Here is a 20064-nt window from a genome sequence, read left to right as displayed (position 1 = left end):
GATCGCCGCGAATGAATCCCGTAGAATCCAGCGGGACCGACGGACTCGCCCTTGAGGAAACCCTCTTCTTCCGGGCGTTGGAACTGCCGGCAATTTCACGTTCCACGTTCCTGGACGCCGGATGTGCCGGCCGTCCCGAATTGAGGGCCCGGCTGGAGGCGCTGTTGTCCGCCCACGAGCATGCCGGAGCCCTTTCAGAATCGCGGAGCCGGGTGGTCTTGGAGGGATGGCATCTGACCGATCCCGTCGTGGGGCAAAGCGTCGGGACGTGCCAGTTGCTCGAAAAGATCGGCGAAGGCGGGTGCGGCGTGGTGTATCTGGCCGAGCAGACCCGGCCGGTGCGCCGTCGGGTTGCCGTCAAGGTCATCAGGCTTGGCATGGACACAAGGGAGGGGGTGGCGCGTTTTGCAGCCGAGGGTCAGGCGCTTGCCCGGATGGATCATCCCGGGATCGCCAGGGTCTTTGATGCCGGCACCACCGATGGCGGACGCCCCTATATTTTGATGGAACTCGTCCCGGGGGTTCGGATCACCGACTTCTGCGACCGCGAGCGTCTGGCGATCTCGGAGCGCATTGCCCTGTTCATCAAGGTCTGCAAGGCGGTCCAGCACGCTCACCAAAAGGGAGTGGTCCATCGGGACATCAAGCCCTCGAACATCCTGGTCATCCTCCAGGACGGCGCTCCCGTGCCCAAAGTCATAGACTTCGGCATCGCCAAGGCGATCGAGGGTCGGTTGACCGATCGGACCGCCTGCACGTGGCCGTACCAGTTGATTGGAACTCCGGCCTATATGAGTCCGGAGCAGGCATCGCTCGGTGAACTGGACGTGGACACCCGGAGCGACATCTACAGTCTCGGAGCGATCCTGTACGAACTGTTGACGGGCCATCCGCCGTTTGACTCCGACCAATTGGGCTCCCGTGGCCTGGATGGGATGCGACGGGTGATTCGCGAAACGGAACCGGAATGGCCCAGCAGGAGGGGACCCCACCGCAGGCCCGGGCGGACTTCCCGGGGCGGCATCCCGGCGAGCCCGCCGGATGGTTGCGGCATCAAGATTGACCAGGACCTCGACTGGATCGTGATGAAGTGCCTCGCAAAGGATCGAACACGTCGCTACGAGACGGCGAACGGTCTGGCGGCGGACCTGCAACGGTTTCTGGATCATGAGCCTGTGGTCGCGCGTCCGCCGGGGCCGCTGTATCGGTTCCAAAAGGCCGTGCGCAGGCATCGGATGGCGTTTGGGGCGGTCGCGGTCGTCTTCCTCGCTTTCGCGGTCGGGGGTGCCGTCAGTCTTCGGATGGCCGCGATCGCGAACCGTGCCCGGACCCAGGAAGCCTGGGCCAATCAGCAACTCCGCGCGCATGTGGCCCTTGCCGAGGAGGCCCGCCGCGCCGCGGAAGCAGCGGCGGATGCCGAGGCCCGGGAACGGGGGCGCGTCGAGGAGTTGTTCCAGCAGATGCTGCTCCGGCAGGCCAACGACCACTTTGAAGCGAACCGACGGTTGCCGGCGATCGGCCTGCTCTCCCAAATCCTGCAACGGAATCCGTCCAACAGCCTGGCCGCTTCCCGATTGGTTTCTGCGGTGCTCGTCCCGTTCCCGCAGCCGCTGGCACCGCCGCTACGCCACGAGGCGGCGGTCACGGAGGTTGAGTTCAGTCCCGACGGTCTGCGGGTCGCCACGGCGTCCTGGGACGGCACGGCCCGCCTTTGGGATGCACGCACCGGTGAGCCGCTTTCCGAACCGCTGCGCCACGAGGCTCTCGTCACGGCCGTGCGGTTCAGTCCGGACGGCCATCGCCTGGCAACCGCCTCGGCAGACCGGACGCTGCGCTTCTGGAATGCGGATACAGGGGAGCCACTGGTGGAACCGATCACCAACAATTCGGCGTTCACCTCGCTCGAATTCAGTCCCGACGGCTCGCGACTTGCCGCCGCCGCCGAGGACGGCATTGTGCACATAAGGGACGGCGTGGAAGGGGCATCTCTGCTTCGGGCAATTCACCACGGTCAATACGCCCAATCCGCGGTTTTCAGTCGCGACGCGCGCTGGATTGCGGCCGTTTCGTGGAGCGGCACGGGTCGGGTCTGGGACGCCGACACTGGGGAGCCAAGGACGGATCACTTGTGGCACAAAGATCGGGTTGTCTTGGCCCGCTTTAGTCCAGATGGGTTGCGCGTCGTCACGGCTTCCTGGGATGGCACGGCGCGGCTTTGGGACGCCTCAAGGGGTCAGCCGCTGGGCGAGCCGATCCGTCATGGTGGACGGGTGGTTACGGCAGAATTCAGCCCGGATGGTCTTCGGGTGCTGACGGCGTCCACAGACGGGACCGCCCGGATTTGGGACGCGCATGATGGGCGCCCGCAAACCGAGGCGCTCCGGCACGAGCGTGGGGTTCAGTGGGCCACCTTCAGTCCGGATGGGCTTCGCATCCTGACGGCATCCGCTGACAGCACGGCGCGGGTGTGGGACGCCCTGACGGGACGCCCGCTCTCCGAGCCGATGTGTCACGAGGGTTTGGTGTTCCAGGCCAAGTTCAGCCCAGATGGCGGGCGGGTCGTCACGGCATCCCTGGATGGCACCGCCCGCGTCTGGAAGATCCGGGGCATTCCACCACTGCCCCAGCCCTTGCGACACGTTGGCGCTGTGACCGATGCCCGCTTCAGTCCCGATGGGCTGCGCGTATTGACGGCCTCCCGGGATGGCACCGTTCGCCTTTGGGATGCGCGGACCGGACGGGCCGTGGGAAAACCGATGCGGCACGACGCCGGCCTGCATTCCGCGGGCTTCAGTCCGGACGGATCCCGGATCGTGACGGCCTCTGACGATCGCACCGCCAAGATTTGGGATGCTGAGACCGGAACCCTGTTGGCCGGGCCGCTGGCGCACGACAAAGGTGTCCGTGGTGCCCAGTTCAGTCCGGACGGATCCCGGGTGGTCACGGCGTCGGACGACGGCACCGCCAGGGTTTGGGAGGTGCGGTCTGGCAGGCTGGTGACTGGGCCGATGCGCCACGGGGATTTTGTCGCATCGGCACGGTTCAGTCCGGATGGCGCCCGGATTGCCACGGCGGCATTCGATCAGACCGCCCGCATTTGGGATGCGCGCACCGGGCGTCCATTGGTCGCACCCCTCCGCCACAAAGGTTCGGTGGTCGGCGCGGAGTTCAGTCCCGGCGGTCTGCAGTTGGTCACGGCCTCCTTGGATCACACCGCGCAAGTGTGGAATGTCGAAGGCGGTCATCCGGCGTCGGGTTCCATGCGTCACGAGGCTTCCGTCGTCAGTGCCCGGTTCAGCCCGGATGGCGAGTACGTGGTCACGGCATCGGAGGATCGTACCGCCCGGATCTGGGAATCCCGGAGCGGCCGGCCGGTGGCAGAGCCGATGCGCCATGGCGGGGGCGTCGTCTTTGCGGATTTCAGCCCGGACGGGCGGCGCGTGTTGACCGCCTCGTGGGATGGACTCGCCCGGATTTGGGATGCCCGGACCGGCGAGTTGATGGCGGAACCCTTCCGTCACACGGAGGGCATCACATCAGCCCGATTCAGTCCGGATGGACGGTGGGTGGTTACGGCGTCTTCCGACGCCACCGCGAGGGTCTGGGAGGCGCATCCGGCGCCGGTGCCTCTTCCACGTTGGTTCCTAGCCGGGGTGAATGCGTGGGTCGCCTCCGGCACCACGGGGTCCCCCCTGATGCGCGATGCCTTTGAACTGGGGGCGCTGGACCACCGGGAGGCGCCCGCCGTGACGGCGGATGATGATTTCTACGCGCGCACCGCCGGTTGGATCACCTCGGAACCGGGAGAGAGGCCCCTGTCGCCCCACTCGATGGTCGCCGTTGTGGAATACGTCCGGCAACGCATTGATGAAAATGCGCCCGACCGTCTGCGCGAGGCGCTCGCATTGGACCCCGGAAACGCACGGGCGTGGGCCCGATGGGCGATGGTCGCTCGGTCTGCGTTGCAACTGCCGGCTTCACGATTCGCGGCCGAGCAAGCCCTGCGCCTGGATTCCCGGAACGCGGAGGCCTGGCGCGCCTTGGGATTGGTCCAGGCCCAGACAGGCGACTGGACGGAAGCGGGACGCATCGCGCGGGAGGGTCTCGGGCACCAACCGGACGACGGAAGATCCTGGCAGTTGCTCTCCGGTGCGCTGCGTCACGAAGGCAGACTGGCGGAGGCAGTCGAAGCGCTGAGGACGGGCATCGACCGGTTGTCTCGAACCGGGATGGAGGCGTTCCTGGATCGCATGAGCCTGCTGACCGATCTGGTCGCCCTCGTACCGCCCACGGTCCTGCCTGGCGGGAACGCACCTGCCGGTCATGCGGCGATTCGACAGTCTTTGGCACTTTGTTCAGAGATCAGCGGCGGGTTGGCGGCAGAGGACGGACGGCGCGTTCTGCAAGCCTGGGAACGGCTGGCAACGGCGGGAAGCGTGTCGGGTCACTCCGACGTTCGGTCCCTGGCCCTCGACGCCTATGTGGAGACCCTGAGGCGCTGCGTCTCGGCCATGCCCGCGGACGCCGAGCACGTCGCGCACCTGGCCGCGATTTCGCTCTGGCTGGGTCGGCTCCGGGAGTACGAGGAACTCTGCCGGCGACTGGTGGGTCTGGAGACGCAATGGGGCGATCCCAAAACCTCCTACAACGCCTTCAAGACCTGTCTTTTGCGTCCGCCCCAGGATGGCGGGTTGCACGAACGGGCGGTTCATCTGGCGCGACCCTACTTGGATGCGCTCCCTCTGCATGATCCGGGCAGACCTCAGCTCACCGTTGCGGCTGCCTTGGCATCCGTTCGGAAGGGTCAACCGCGTGAGGCGGTTCTCCTTCTCGCCGAGGTGACTGCACGGGAGAGCCCGCCGCCCGACTCGCAGGATTTGGCCCTGGCCTGCAGGGCGTTGGCGAGGCTCCACCTGGGACAATCGGATGCTGCGCGCGAAGACCTGGTCGCTCTGGACTCGACACTTGGACACTTCCCAGGGCGTCCATCCTTGTCGCTTCTGGTATTGCGGTCGGATGCATTGGGGGCGCGGATCCTGTCCGATGAGGCCCGGGAGCGGATGAGGGCAGATCTGTCTTTGATCGGACCTTGACCATGCCATTCCGTGGCCATAGTCACGGGTCCATGACGGCAACAGGCGATCGCCTCGTTGCCGCGCCGGCGATCGCCGGTTTCTCCCCGTCGGACCAAGTCTGCAGGTGGAGCGCATGGTCTCCGTCCAGCACCGCTTCGAATTTCAGAGAGCCCCCTGGGTAATAGGCACGCGCGATCCCGCTCGCACGACCGCGCTGCATCGGAATCTCCTCGGCGAGGACCCCGTTCTCGTGCCACCGTCGAAAGGGTCCCTCCATTTGCCCGTCCACCAGCTCCACGGAAGATGCGGTCTGTCCGTTCGAATGCCACCGGACACGAGGACCGTGGGCCACACCCCCACGGAAAAACTCCCGGAGCTCCAGGGTGCCATTTGGGTGCCACGCCTCGGACGCACCGTGAAGCCGCCCGTCCACGAGTTGGGATCGGGCGAGCAGGTCGCCGTCCGGATGGCGGTCCACCATCCATCCGGTGAACGGTCGGGCTCCATTGCGAAGCCACAGCGCGCCTTCCCGCGCCTCCAGACTGGACCGCGGGACCTCAGCCAGCCCGGGTTCGGACGGCCGGCGGGACCATCGCTCCCGGAATCCCATCACCAGCGCGGCCAGGATCGCGAGCACTGCGATGCCCACAACCCACCCGCGTCTCGAAATCGGACTTTCAGGGTTCATTGGCCGGGCTCCCTGATTCGTTCAACGAACGGTCAGCTTGAAATACTTGAACTCCATCGCGGCCGGCGCCGGGTGCACCCGGACGATCCGGACATCCCTGCCATGGTAACTGACCTGGCCCGGCGCCGGGGCCGGTGCATCAGCGGATTGAAACTCCACGGGCTGCCACTCGGCGTCGAGTTCGGCAGAACCGGTCAGCGCGTAGGTTCTCCCCGGGACGGAAAGAAACCGCAGCAGGGGGAGCGCATCATCACCGGTTTCGATGGTCAGGAGGAATCCATTGGCCGGGTCATACGCATAGGTTCCGGCAAGGTATTCCTCCCGGTTACTGAGTCCATCGCCATCAGGGTCGGCGTCCGGATGGATGTCCTCGAAGCTGAGGCCGAGGCGCCGGGCCAACTCCCGTTCCCAGGCATCGGGCAACCCGTCGCCATCCGTATCCTCCCCGAGAGTGAGATCCAGCACGGTGATTCCTGCCGGTTCGCCGAGGGATTCCAGCCGGCCGACCATCTCCATGGGGAGATACACCTGGCTTCCGACCACCACCCGCATGCGGAAACCGACGGTGGGCCGCAATGCCGTGGCCGAGTACAGGTCCGACGTCACGCCGGCGTCCAATGGGATTTCAAGCCGGTAATTGCGGCCCGGCCAGACCCCGTCGGCCAGAGGGGCTGAGCGGACGCCGCCGTCTGACGTCTCGAACAGCACGCGGGCTCCGGGCGTCCGGATGGGGTTCCCCCATTCGTCACGGACCATTCCGTGAATGACATGGTGCGGCGCTGGCGGGAAGGCTTGGGCGACGAACGGCGAGGCCAGACACAGCACCAAGGTGGCGCAGCACCAGCCGTGCTTGGGGATCCGGGGATTCTTCATTTCCGAGGGGGGATGCGTCGTTCGATCAATTGCCCGAGTAGGAATAGGTCACGAAGTGCAGTTGGATGTCGCGGACGGTCCGGACGAAACGATCCAGACCCTCTTCCGGGTTGTGGAGCAGCGTGCTTCCGGGGATCACCAGCTTCCACCGGCTGTTCCACACCGAGCGTCCGATGAGCCGCCGGCTGGTGTACTGGGAGGGCGCAAGGCCACCGACCCCGTTGAAGATGGTGCTGGGAAACTGTTGGGCGTTCGCCACCGGCCGGAACGCCGGATGTTTCCGGATGCCAAACATCGGTTCGCTGAGCGAGGAACTGGACTGCCACAGGGCCGGCATCGAACGATCAGAAGCGCCGATGTTGAACGGCAGCGGGATGGTCACGTCATCTACGCTCCAGGTCCGGATGTCGCTGGCATCCCCCAGCGGGGGCGTGCGCATGGAGTCCTGGCCCACGGGTACGAGGTACACGTAGGGCGTCGCCGACAATCCGCCGGGAGCGAGGAAGGCGAGGGAAGGTTCCTCCGGGGAAACGCCGCCGGCGAAGCTGACGGACGCGCGATTGCCCGCGGGGGCGTCCATGCCCACGTAGCCGTCGAGTGCCACGCCGGCGGCATGGATTTTGGTCGCAAAGGCCGTCGGGCTGAACGCGTGGTCGCCGGCGGCCAATTGACGGCCGAAGAGATTCAAGCCGGGCGCGATGGTGGTGGAGAATTCGAGAACGATCCCCGGAACCGGGAGATCCTCCCGGCCCTGGATTTGGAGACAGTATCGGCGCACGTCCGGGTCCCGGAGAAGGTTGTCGGTACGGCCGCGCTGCAGGGAATCCCGCCAGGCGGCGTCTCCCCCGTCGCCGGCCGGCAACCGGAAATGACCGGTACGCAGCGAGGCCGTGGTGCCGTAGGCATCGGGGTTGTTGAATCCCAGGCGCCCTTTGAGCACATCCCAATCGGCCTTCATTTCCGCGAGGGCGCTGGAGAGTCCCGGGTCGCCGGTGTTGCTGCCCGCGAACTGGGGCTCTCCCCCCGTGACGACCCCGAGCGCCCGGGAGCCGATGATCCGCCGGACGAAGTCCCTTCCCGAGCCCGTGCTCAGGAGCCCCGTCTCGTAGTCGTAGGCATTGGCTGCGAGGAGCGCGTAACGCGCCGCCAGATCGAACAAGCTCTTGTACCGTTCCAGCTTCTCGTTGCGGAAAATCCGGAAGGCCGCATCGCGGGTCCGGAATCCCTGGATCACCGCGGCGGCCCGCTGGCGGAACACCTGTCGCTCGTCGCGGATCCGGTCCCCTTCGGCCAGGAGCCCGCGATAGCGACGCTGGGCGTCCTCGAGTTCCTGCAGGCGCTGGTTGATGCCGAACAGTGCGGCGTGCTGCTTCCACAAAAGGTCCCCGATGGCAGCGACGGACGATCGCAACTCCAAGTCCCACTCCTTCTCTGCAATCTCAAGGAATCGCACCCATCGTTCCCCGGATTCGGCGGCCGCTTCGGCGGCCTTGGTCATCGAAAGACTGGTGATTGAAGACAGGTCCGCGGTCGCGCTGGCAATGCCCTTCACAGTATGTGCAGGAATAGCCAATCCCTTGTTGTCGGTGCCGGCTGCGACTCCCGCGATCAATAGGGTTGTGGTCGCCATCTTGGATCCATCTTCCACGGTTTCAAAAATAGCCTTCGCAGCGCTCAGGCTCGCCCGGAGGACTTCATCCGCCACCTTAACGACTGCGATTGCATCCCGGCCGGCCAGCAGCGAACGCTCGAGGCGGCGAATATCCTGCCGGTTCTCAATCCGTGCGCTCAGCGCCTGGATTGCCTTGTCCACATCATCCTTGGCTCCATCGGCGTTATTCAGGGCGGCGGCGAGATGGTTCCTCGCCTTGATGATATCTGAGATAGACTGCTGAATTCGTCCGGGCGTCTCGCGACGGCTGCGCCAGGACTCCGGCTTCCCGAAGAAACCATGGGATGGCAGGGTGAACTTGATGTGATGCGGATTGGCGGCATACGCATTGGTATTGGGCTTGGTATCCACTTCAACGATGCCTGGCTCCTTGAACAGCCGGTCCGCCCAACCGTCCGGGTACGGCTGGTAATCCAGCGTGAAGACTGCGGGTTCCCTGGGTTGCAGTCCGTAGCCCTCGCCAAGATTCCCATAGGTCAGTTCCACGTTGTCAACGTACATGAAGTGGAACCGGTCTTCGCCCGCATAGCCGGTCGGGTAGGTCCTTCCGGGGCCCACATCATCGGGATAGGGACTCCCGTAAAGCTCGGTCAACCGGGTCTGATACGCGGTCTCCGCTGAGGCCACCTGCGCCTGGAATTCCGCGAGGGCATCTGACTCCGACCGCATCAACCGGGTGACATCCTTGGCATCATCAAACGCCGTCACCGCGTTCCTGAGCGCCCCTCGCGCCCTGGCATAGACCTGCTCGAAGTGGGTTTGCGGTTCCGCGCCGGCCACCAGGTTGGGATTGATGTCGAACGCCAGAGACCCGGCCGGAAGTCCCAAGGGGGACAGCCGTGCGTCGGCCTGGTCGAGCGCGCTCTGGAGGTCCCCGGCGATCGAGGCCAGCTCCCTTAATTCCGGCACGGTTCTCCGGTCAATGCGCTGGATGCCCTCGTGATCCGGGTCGGGGTCCTCCTCCGGAAGCAGGGTGTTCCCGAGCACCCAGTTGAGGTAGGCACCCTGCTGCGTGCGCGACGCCCAGTGGTCGAGCCCCCAGAATCGGGTGGTGGGCAAAGCGCGGCGCGTATTGGATCGCGTGGAGCCATAGTCCTTCCAGCCGGAGTCGCCGCTCCCTGTGTGCTCCTGCCGCCAGGTCAGGTCGAAGATCTGGCGTCCGGTGCGCGCCAGCGCCACGGCGGCCGCCGCAAACTTCCGTTCGTCCGAGTAATCCACCTGCACCGGTTTTCCGAGCACCAGCACGGCCTCGGTCCTTGGAATCCAGTCGAAGTCGGTGTCCATCAACAGGGAATAATATCCCTTCGTCGCGGTGAGGTAGTGTCCGTAGGCGTCCCCATGCCCCTGCGGAAACATCCGGCGTGCATCGTCGGCATCCACCGTGCCGTTCACGCCGGTGTCGTTGTTTTCCTGGATGTTGTAGTTCAGGGCGTAAATCACCTCGCCCGAGTCAATGCCCCGGGTATAGTTCCAGATCAGGCGGTTGTATACCGGGGCCACGGTGACTCCGGGCTGCAGGAAGTCGTCCCTTCCGCGCAGCAGGGCGAGCTCCTCATCGAGGAGCGAGGCCACCTGTCCCTTGAAGGCAAACAGCGCGGTGGCCACGTCGCCGTACGTCCGGTCCTTGGTCCCGATGCCGATGGTCGGATTGGCCGCATCCGCGGCGGCCTCATTGCCGACCATCATGTACAGGTCGTTCAGATAGCCGGCGGCCAGCAGCAGCGCGTCGTTCGCGGGACCGAAATTGATGCCGGCATCAATGCTCAGCATGCGCCCGCGCCGCAGTACGGTCTCATAAATTTCAATGAGCCCGTAGTTGTTGATCTGGTCGAGGTTGAGCGCCACGTCGCCTTCCCAGCGGGTGCCGGCCTGGCTGAGGATGCTGGCGTCGGTGTTCACCCGGTTTTCGAAGAGATCCTTGACCCGTTGGTTGAACGGATTGATGCCCTTGAGCACCCGCTTGATGTAACCCTCCACGAGCTGCGGCTCGGTCCAGACGGACCAGTTGGTCGTCCCGCCGGCGTCAGGTCGCGAGGCATAGCGCATGATCACGTAGTTGTCGGACAGGCTGCGCACATCCGCGGTTTCGCCAAGGACCATGCGAACGCCATCCGGCGCGTCACGGCCCAGCCAGTCGGTCCGGACTCCGGTGACGTCGGTCAACCGATGGGCCTCGAGCTTGAGATCGAAAGCCTGCGCGACATCGGGCCTGGCCTGGGAGAACAGTTCAACCGACACCTGATGGCGGATCAGTGATGGGTCCGTTGGATGGACGATGCCTCCGGCGAACACGGCGGGACTCAGACGGTACGCCTTCGACAGCGGGCGGAAGGCGCTGGCCGGCGACTGCGGGGCGGTGTCGCCATCTCCGAGGTTTGCGGTGACGACGGGAGTGCCGTTGACATGAACCCGAACGCCCAACTGGGCATCCAGATTCATGCTGAGCCAGAAGGAGCCCAGTGAGGCCGTTGCAGGAAGATCCAGCGCTCGAACCACAATGCTGGAAGGGCCGGTGCCCGGTGACTCAAACAGACGTGACGGACGGAACGTGTCGGGCAGTTCGGTGCCCGTGGGATCGAGGGTGACCCGGACGGCGCCGGTGGCGTCGGCGGTAATCACGATTCCATGTCGCTCCAATCCGGTTGCCTCCCCGAGCACCACGCGGTTGCCGGGGCGCAGGAGCGCCGCGTCATTCGGGGTTCGCAGGCGGACCCGAAGCGTCAGGTCGTCGCGTTCGGGCGCCGATGGCTCCAAGGCCAGGCTTCGATTGGGAACCACGCCGGACCGGACGCCGGACGTCAGGAGCCCGGACCGGAAGTTGTGGACCTGACCCGGGAAATCGGAAGCCAGTGGATATTCCAGATGCTCCCAGACCTCGCCTGAATTCAGAAGGACTTCATGGACATTCTGGTAGACCAGCGGGGGCAAACCATCCACCGGCGAGGCAATGCGCCACTCGAACAGGTAGGCATCCGTTTGACCCGCGAGGTCCACGACCTGTTGCAGGCTGACTTTCTCTGCGAGGGGATTGGGAGATTCGATGACCTTGAGTTCCCCGGGATACAGACGATCCACGACCCGGAGCACCTGGACGCTGACCGGTTCCTCGGGAGGGGTGAATGCGAGCCCGTTGCCTGCGATCAGGGTCACGTAACCGGTGTCCGGCCCCACCGCCGTGAGGGCATACGAGTCCACGGCAATTTCGTCGTCATCAAGCGCCGCCAAATCAGCGATTCCGACACGTTGCCCAGGGACGCTGTCGCCGTCCGGATTCCACCCGGTGTCCACGACGAACGTTCCCGGTCGGGCCGGGGACTCGTGGAATCGCTCGAGCACGGTCGCCATCCCATCCACCGCGGCATCCCAGTGCCCTTTCCGCGGATCCTCGGGAAGGCAAAGGACCTTCAGCGAATCGCGATCGGCCTGACTCAGCACGTTCAGGTGCAGGTAGTCTTCGCCGAGCGCCTCATCCACGAATCGTCCGTGAAACACGAGGGCGCCAAACGTCCGGAATCCGTCCCCGTCCCCGCGGTTGGGGTCGAGAAAGAATCGTTCCGCCAGATGGGGCGGCAGGTTGGGGAAGTAGGACCGGCCTCGGTACGTTTGGTGGTGGACGGAATCCGGAAGGGCATCAAGCCGGGTTCCGTTGTCTCGTGCGCCGAGCCGGAATTCCTTCTCCCGGGTGGCGTCATGCAAGACGACCGAGGGGCGATCCCTTCCGCCCAGTACCCGTGACTGCTGATAGGCAACCCTGAGGCTGGACTGCCCGCGGACTGCGGGCAGTCCCCGCTTGGGAAGCGCCAAGGTTTCCGCCCGTTGGAGCACCGGGGCAGCGGGAGGCCACTGGGCGCGGTAGGTGATCCAGAGCGGATTCCCGTCGCCCTCACGATCCGAATCGGCATCCCCGTGCACGGCGTCCCCATGATAGCTTCGCGTCCCCGGCACCAGCAGGTTTCTCAGATACGGGGTGACTGTACCCACGGGTGGCTGAGCCGACGGTTCCAACTGGGGAAAGTAGAAGTCGGGCAGTGTCCGGTAGTAAAACTGCATGCGGAACGACGCCGGATCCGCCGCTTCGTGGGCGCCCCGGTACACCCAGACGTTTCCCTTGCGATCCTGGAGGGTCAGGCCCGAGAGAAACGCGCGTTCCCCGGGTCCGGCGGGCGCAGCCGGATTTAGCCAGCTCGACCCCAGACGCCACTCACCCGCGGCGAAACTGGGACGGCTTGCTTCGGGTTGCAAAAGGACACCCGCCTGTAGGGCCGACCCGGCCACGCCGGAATTCGCAAACTGCACCGCGATCTCCCGCGCGCGGGAATCCATCGAAAGCACCGTCGCTTCCCACAACGACGGGGCCGCGCCCGTCGGGAGCAGCATGACCCGGTCGCCCGCCTCCGGGCTGGCAAAGGGTCCGTCATCGGTCACCAGAAACCGCAGCGAGTTCGGGACGGCTTCCGGCTGCCCACCGGTTCCTTCGCGGAAATAGGGGCCTGCTGAACGCACACGCAACGGCGGCCGGGAAATGTCGAGCGGGATCCCCGTCAACTGCTTCTGGGCGTATTGGACTCCGGTGAGGTAGAATCCCCAGCCCTCCAGGGAATCCCCGGAACCCCGTTCGAGCACTTGGTAGTCCGAGGCCCGGAAAAAGTGCTCCGTCGTCGAGGTCACCGTGGCCAGCCAGGGGAAATTTCCGGCCGCCTCCGGGGTGGAAACGTCCACAAATCCCAGTTGCTGATTGAGGCTGCGCTCCGGTTCTCCGACGTCCCGACGGACCAGCGGTCGCTCCAGCAGTGGCAGCGGCATGGGGGCCTGCAGGATGGTTCCTGCGTGGACCGGATAATCGAAGACCCACCCGGCTTCCGGCTTCTCCCTCAGCACCCGGAACGGAGTCATGTCCGGACGTCCATCGGCGGCAGTGTACCTGAGCAGCACGAAGGGCTCGGAGGTGTAGGTTGCCGCGCCGGTACCCGAACCGAACAGGTTCAGATCATCGCGCAGGGCATACGCCTGCCCGCCAAGCATCAGTGCGTGTTCCTCGTTGGGATTGTATCCGTCCAGCTCCCGGAAATTCTGCACGTAAATGGTGCCATTGGCCTCCAGGCTGCCCAACCCGCCGCTGCCCTGGTTGCTTGCCAGAACAATCTCGCGCGGCTGCTGGGGCCATCGAATCGAGTAACGTCCGATGACGGACGGCCAGTAAATGGTGTCAAATCCGGGGCGGTTGGCGAACCCGTTTGCCCGGAACCACCAGACCTCCAGTCGGTTCAATGGGCTGGGCCGGGCATTGACAGGAAGAATTGCCCCCCGGTTGGCTTCACTGAATCCGACCTCAAATGGGTCCCGGTATGCGGAGGGGTCGAAGTCCCTTCCCACCTCCCGTCGAATGTGTCCCGCCCAATAGTCGGCACGCGGGTCCACCGCGGGTTCGTCCGCTGGCGGCCGGATGCGGGATCCGACATCCACCGTTTCGCGGAGGACGCGCGGACTGGATCCGGGTGCGCGCCCAAGGTCGAGGCGCCTCTGTCCCCAACTCCAGTCAGTCAAATTGGTCACCACGGATCCCGCAAGGGGCGCCTGACCCACGATCGGACCGGTTCCGGCGGCCGCCTGAAGCTGGTCCTGGAGCACGAGGGATGGACTCAACCATGACAGCACACGGTCGAAGGCCACCTGGTCTGCCGACGTGAAGCGGAGCAGCGTGCGGTGGACCGGATGGTTGGTGTCCAGGTAGGTGTAGAACTTTTGGTCCGGGGTGATTCGAGCCCCCAAGGGCTCGCCGGCGGCACTGAGCGGCAGGGCATCCTGCCACGCAATCTGTCCGGCATTCCGAATCGGAAGCGGCACGGCCGTCGTCGCTGCCTCTGCGTCATCAGAGGCCGGGGGCCGGATGTAGTGGCTGTATTTGGATACTTCCGCGCCCCCTCGGGACCAGTCGGGGCCCCGCAGGCTTCGAGGCCACTCCAATGTGTAACGAACGGTATGGAGAGGCCACCGCAACCCAGCCACGCCTTCCTCCAGCCAATGCACCCAGAGATCGTTCAGGTACACGGTCTCCCGCGTGGCGTAGAGGTGCTGGACGTCCTGGCCGCCGGGCACATGTCGAAAGGTGTAGCCCGCCTGGATCGAGTTTAGGATCTCCCATGGCTGCAGATGCGAATCATCCCTTTGAAGCGCGGGATCAAAGGCCGTCAGGCGGGCCCCCAGTTCATTGGTCACACCGATCGGTGACGGCTGCTTCACGATCTGGACAATCTCCATTCCGAGTGGCTCCCGGGTGATCCCGTCGGACTTGGGATCCCCGAGAATTTCCACGAGCACGCGGCCTTCCGCGTTGTAGGCGCGGATCAGCCCGCGGGTCCGGTCATACCAGAGGGTCCGGGTTTCGACCGGCAGCACCGCATTCTCATCCAGTCCCTGGAATCCGAAATCGTTCCCGCCCTCGAACGGTGTCGCGACCTGCGCGGGCACCTGGCCGCTGTACACCACATGGATGTCTCCGATCCGGGCCGCCGGCACCTCGATCATCTTCCCGATGGGGGCGAACTTGCCCTCGGTCCAGTAGATCGTTCTGGGACTCCGGACCGGGCTGCTGGAGATCACATAGCGGACCCGGAGAAGCCGGAAGTGGCGTCCGGCGACTACATGGTAATTCTCGGGAGGTCCATTGATCGCCCCTGGCTCGGGTTCGCGCCGCTTCCAGGTGATCTCAATGGGACCGGCCCGCGCCGCAAAGACCTTCCGGGCGTGAGGACTCCAATAATAGTCTGAGGAATGGTGTTGCCCGTCCGCAGCGAATGGCTCCGCCAGCCAGTAGTCTTCGGCGGCACCCGGTGCCAGCAAGCGGCCGTCCCCATCCGTCGAGGGTACTGGGATCACCGATCCGTATCGGAAATCGAGGCGCCGGTTGTTGAGGGGCGCCCCGACGGTCGCGCGTCGCAACACCACTTGAACCTCGGAACCGTCGCCTGCGGAGCGCACCAGCGGGAGTCCGAGGGCGAATGCCTGCTGCCCAAAACCATCCCCGGGAACGGGGGTTCCCTGGGCGGGCGCGGTGCCGATCCGCCGGGCGGGTCGCGGTGCAGCCACACCGCCATAGCTGATCCACCCGGCGAACTGGCCCCGGGTCGGAGGCGCGGTGGTCAGGCCGGCGGCCTCCTGCTGCTGGGACGTCGGCGGCCTTGGCGGGCCGCCGTCGGAAAGCCGGTTGTAGGGTGTCCCCGGCTCCCGAATCTCGAGGGGCCCTGCCAGTTGCCCGAGCAGCGGATTCGACAGCCCGAGGCACAGGGCCGGGATCAGGAGCCGGAACCGGTTGAGGAATCGCGTGTTCATGACAACGCCGGACGGAAGAGGCGGGTGCGCAGGATCGCGTGTCAGCGATAGCGGATGATGTAGGCGAGGCGGTGGAAACTGGGGAGAATGCTGAACGACTGCCCGCCACCAGTCTGACTTGTCGTGTCGTTTTTATACCAGATCGTGTCGTTGTTGTTGTCAGAGCTTCCTGAGCCAAGGCCAGCCGTCACTGTGAAAGCGCCAGACGCTTCGGGATGGCGGTCGCGAGGATTAGGCCGCGTTTGACTTTCAACATAAAAGCGGTCCGCGTATTGGTGGCTGTGCGGGGGCAAATTCGCCGCCTGAAGAGTCACCTCGCTACTGCCACCCTGTTTATCCCGTTCGTCAATTACGAACGCACGGGCACCCATCACGAAACGATCCACCAGATTAGGAGTGGAAATAGTCTGCCGCCGTCCGTCCTCAAATTCCAACGTAACTTGGTGACCATCGCACAACCTGAATCCTGACCCCTCGAGATCAGAAACCACCCCGCTCCACATGATGATGCCACCCACGGGAATTGAGCCGCGGCCGATGAGCCGATGGGCCTGAAGATCATTATTGACCGTCTGCTTCGCCGAGAAGGTGTTGGCCGCGGTGATTCGGGCGGCCGCGGCGGGCAGCTGGGTTTCGAGCAGGCTGCCGCCAATCTTGCTGGTTGGAATGGATGGAAGGCGATCCACCGAAAGCGTGCCCGTTGTGATATTTCCTGCGTTGAGTTCGGTGAGAGCGGCCCCGCTTCCGCCCAGTCGCGTCGCCTCCAGCCTCCCCGCCACCCTGAGGATGCTGCTGCCGGCCGCGGCATCCACGGTGACAAACGAGGACCCGTCCCCCTGGACCAGCGCACCCGCTTTGTCCGCGTTGATGGCATGGCGCGCGACGAAGGCGTAGGGCGATGTGAGCAGTTGAAGGCGCGGGGCGATTTCGACCCCGTCGCCGGTGGGCAACCCGCGGATGGTGATTCCAATGTATCGCTCCGAGCCTGGACGTCCTCCGATCACCGTTGCCAGAGAAGGGCTGGCGGTCACTTCACCCAGGAGAACGCTGAAATAACCCTGGTCCACGGTAATCGTCTGCTGCTCCGTCCAGAGGGGGTTGCCGCCACTCGACACGTCATAAATCCGGAAGGTGGCATCATAGTTGAGCGGATTCGGCGTGCCGAGGGGATTGCCCTGGGCATCCACCAGAAACCCTTGGTAGCTCAATTTCTCCGGGGGTGCGGGGACCTGCGCCAGCGCTGCGAGGCCGGCGGGCAGCGAGGCCAGCACGACGGCCAGGAGAATTCGGAGCGTCAGCGGCAGCAGGGGGTGGGAGCGTGGAGTCATGATCAATCGGGGTATGAGTTGAGGGAGAGGGGTGTCAGGGCGCAGCGGTGAGCAGGGGCGAATCCTGGTGAACCCGGTGAAGGGCAAAGCCGCCCCGGACTTCGAGCGTCCGGATTTCGTCCGGCCGCCGGCCGCCCGGGCTGCGTCCTTCAAGGCGGATCTGTTCCATATAGATTCCGGAGAGCACCTGACTCCCTGAGGTCCGGGCCTCAAAGTCGCCCATCGGCTCCAACGTCTTCAGCGTGATGCGGCGGGAGACCGCGTAGGACTCCCATCCCATGGGCAGCTCTTCATCGAAGGTGGCGTCGCGGTTGTCATGATCCGGATGGTAGGTGTGAAGAAACGGATTGGAGGCGTGGTCATCATGGGCAAGACGAACCTCGGTTCGGAGTTCGGCGCCGGGCGCGAGCGGGCGGTTGAAGTTCCAGGGTTCGTTTCCCGCGGTCCACGGCAGGTGCGCCGCACTGATCCGCCGCGCATTTCCCAGTCGCTGCGGGTCGAGATGCTCCTCCCGAGTTGTCACGACAAACTGCTGCCGGAGGTCGTGTCCGAGGTACACGCGTTGCAGCAGTCGCGCCGGACCCGGCGGGCCGGACGCCGCGGCGCCCGAGTGCACTATGAGGCGGAGAGGGAATGGACGCGCCACTCCGCCCCAGTGGGTGCGCACCGAATCCACCAGCACCCGGCCCAAATGGGGGGCCAGTGCGCCGGGGAAGGCGTCCTCCAGCAGCATTCGGTTCAGCCGCTGCAGGTCGGCACCCGACGGTGAGCGACCCAGGAGGGCTTCCGTTTCGGTGGACAGCGGAATTCCATCGAAGCGGCTGGCCTGATGAAGGGAGGTTTCACCACGGACCAGCTGGTCCAAGTCTTGAGCCAGGAGGGACGTCCATCCCTCGCCGGAGCGGGAGCCCCCGGCATCAGCAGCGATTGCGCTGCGGGTCTGGGGGCTCAGCCGATCCCAAAGCCACTCATCGAAGGTTTCCGGAGGCCGTTCACCGAGCCGTTGCAGCCAGGTTTCGGGCGAGCGCAGATCCGGGGCGCGAACCCCGTATTGACGGTAATTCGGGAGGATTTCCCCGGGAAAAGCCTCCACGAGGAGCGCCCGGTTGAGGTGAGCGCGTGCATCACCCTCCGGCGGATCCGCGACCAGACGGCGGGTTCCTTCAGAGAGGGCCGTGCCCTCAAAGCGATCCGCCCGGTAGATCCCGGGTCCCTGGATGATGCGGTTGAGATCGTCCAGCAGGACCTGGCGCGCCCGAATCACCAAAGTACCCACCGCGGGCGCGAGCGCGTCGTCGAGCAGGCGGCGGTTTCGTCGTGCCTCTATGGCCGGTTCGAGCACTGTGCCGAGGTCCACCAGGGCCACGGTGTCCGCCGACAGGTCATTTCTCTCAAGGAACCCTTCGATGAAAATGCCGGGCCCGACCACGGCCCGGTTCAGCGTGTCCACGAGGACGGCGCGCACCCGTCGGGGGTCGGTTTCCGACTGACCGAGGCTCTGAAGGACGCCCCAGCCGTCTGCGGGCAATCGTTCCTGAAGCCAGGCTGCCAGGGGATCGGCCCCTTGGACCACCCGGTCCGCCAGGCCTGCGAGGTCGAGCACTTCGGCGAGCAGAAATTTGGAGGATTCGATGGACGGTGGATCCGGGTTGGACGCCTGAAACCCGGCCAGGGCTCGACGGGTGGAGGGCGCCAATTGGGACGACAACCAACGTTCGACCGGGGAGAACGGGCGGGCCAGTCGGACGGCCAGGGCTGCGAAATCCCCGAGATCCTCATCCAGCAGGGCAGGGGAGCTCCCGAGCTGGCTCTCTCCGGCTGGACCCCGGACGGGCATCCGGAGGTGCTCCCGCACCTCGCTCACGAGGGCGGTTCCCACCCAGAGTCCGTCCGTGGAGTCCTGGGTGGCGGTGACCGGGATCTGGATCAGGGAAAGTCCGCGAGTGTCGGCCAGCTCGAGCACCGCGGCAAAGAGCGCAAATGCCGGCCCGACGAGCTGCGAACGGTCGAGTCCCAAGACGACTTCCGCCTCGAACCCCGGCTGGCCGGCTGGCGCCAGGTGATTGGTGACCGGACGGCTGAGTTCGGTGAAGCCGTAGGTGAGCGTCGCGGTCTGGATCGGTCCGCGCAGCAGCAGCGGCGGCCTGCCGAAGGAGTGCTCCTGTCCCGGCGGCTCGGCCTCGCCCTCCACGGTGCGAAGCACCACCGAAACCGGGGCGGCCGTTGTGTTGCGAAGTCGCAGGCGATACTGGCCCACGAGGCCCCCGAAGTGGATGCCCGTGTTGTCCTGAAGCGTGACATCGAAGGGGCCAAAATAGCGGTTGAAGAACTCTCCGGAACGGACCCAGAACGCCTGCCCGCGTCGCACCGGCGTGGTGCCCAGCATCGGGAGGGTCAGCGGAAACGGCGCGGAGGGTCCTCCATAAGCGAAAACCTCTGCGACGGCATCCAGCTCTGGTGCCGAGGCAAAGAATTCAGGAAACGTCGGCGGCCGCTCGGGGGAGGTCGGAAATCCCACAAAATTGAGGCCGCTGGACCGCCAGACGTGTCGGGGTGGCACGGGTTTGCCGACGACCCGCCAGACATGGGATTGCCCTTCCGGAAGCCGAACCAGCAGCGCCGCATTTCCGGGCAGCGTGGAGAGCGAATTGTCCACGGCATCATCGAGTCCGCGCTTCCAGCTCCGCCACTGGCTGTTGGCCACCGCCGTTTCTGCCGGGGACTCCAGGAACTGGTCCCGCGCTGCATTGGGCTCCCACAGCCAGATTTCCGTGATCGGATTGCCCGGATCCCGTTCCACCAGTTGCCGCAATGTTGCGTGGGTGGACGCATCCACATGGCTGTAGATGGCATTCCATCCCGCGTGGAGTTCAAACGACTGGGCCACCCACTGAGCCCGGGCCTCGGGCAGCAACAGTCCCAGGATGAAACCGGCGATGATGACCCTCAGGACGCGGGGTGTTCGGGGCTTGCGGGACAGGAAAACATCGTCGCCTGGAGTTGATGGCAACAACCCTCCGCTGAAGGAGGCGCTGCTGGAGAACGTCGGATGCGGGTCGGACATAGGCCGGGGGAGAACCCCTCGACCCTTATGTGCGA

Annotated in this window: 6 protein-coding genes; 1 reads left to right on the top strand and 5 read right to left on the bottom strand. The window is 65.3% G+C overall.

The features are described 5' to 3' along the window. Positions 1-11: 11 nt before the first annotated feature. A complete protein-coding gene (locus KF791_11435) occupies positions 12-5093 on the top strand; it encodes a protein kinase (protein MBX3733192.1) in 5082 nt (1693 codons plus the stop codon). 22 nt (positions 5094-5115) lie between these two features. On the opposite strand, the gene KF791_11430 is transcribed toward KF791_11435, so the two are convergent. The 5 genes from KF791_11430 to KF791_11410 all read right to left on the bottom strand — a co-directional run bounded on the left by KF791_11430 (position 5116) and on the right by KF791_11410 (position 20029). Next, entirely contained in the window at positions 5116-5763 is a 648-nt protein-coding gene (locus tag KF791_11430; protein MBX3733191.1) for a toxin-antitoxin system YwqK family antitoxin, read from the bottom strand. A gap of 21 nt (positions 5764-5784) precedes the next feature. Then, positions 5785-6636, bottom strand: coding sequence for a hypothetical protein (locus KF791_11425; GenBank protein ID MBX3733190.1), 852 nt, complete (start codon positions 6634-6636; stop codon positions 5785-5787). 25 nt (positions 6637-6661) lie between these two features. Continuing rightward, positions 6662-15637: a hypothetical protein gene (locus KF791_11420; GenBank protein MBX3733189.1), complete on the bottom strand. Its 8976-nt coding sequence runs from the start codon at positions 15635-15637 to the stop codon at positions 6662-6664. 41 nt (positions 15638-15678) lie between these two features. Beyond that, positions 15679-16908 carry a hypothetical protein gene (locus KF791_11415; GenBank protein MBX3733188.1) on the bottom strand — a complete coding sequence of 410 codons (1230 nt, stop codon included), beginning with the start codon at positions 16906-16908 and terminating at the stop codon, positions 15679-15681. 91 nt (positions 16909-16999) lie between these two features. Next, positions 17000-20029 (bottom strand): hypothetical protein, encoded by a 3030-nt coding sequence (locus KF791_11410; GenBank protein ID MBX3733187.1) that lies wholly within the window; start codon positions 20027-20029, stop codon positions 17000-17002. Between the last annotated feature and the right edge of the window lie 35 nt (positions 20030-20064).

The sequence above is a fragment of the Verrucomicrobiia bacterium genome (assembly GCA_019634635.1).
GTDB lineage: Bacteria > Verrucomicrobiota > Verrucomicrobiia > Limisphaerales > UBA9464 > UBA9464.
This window is presented reverse-complemented; position numbering and strand designations above follow the sequence as displayed.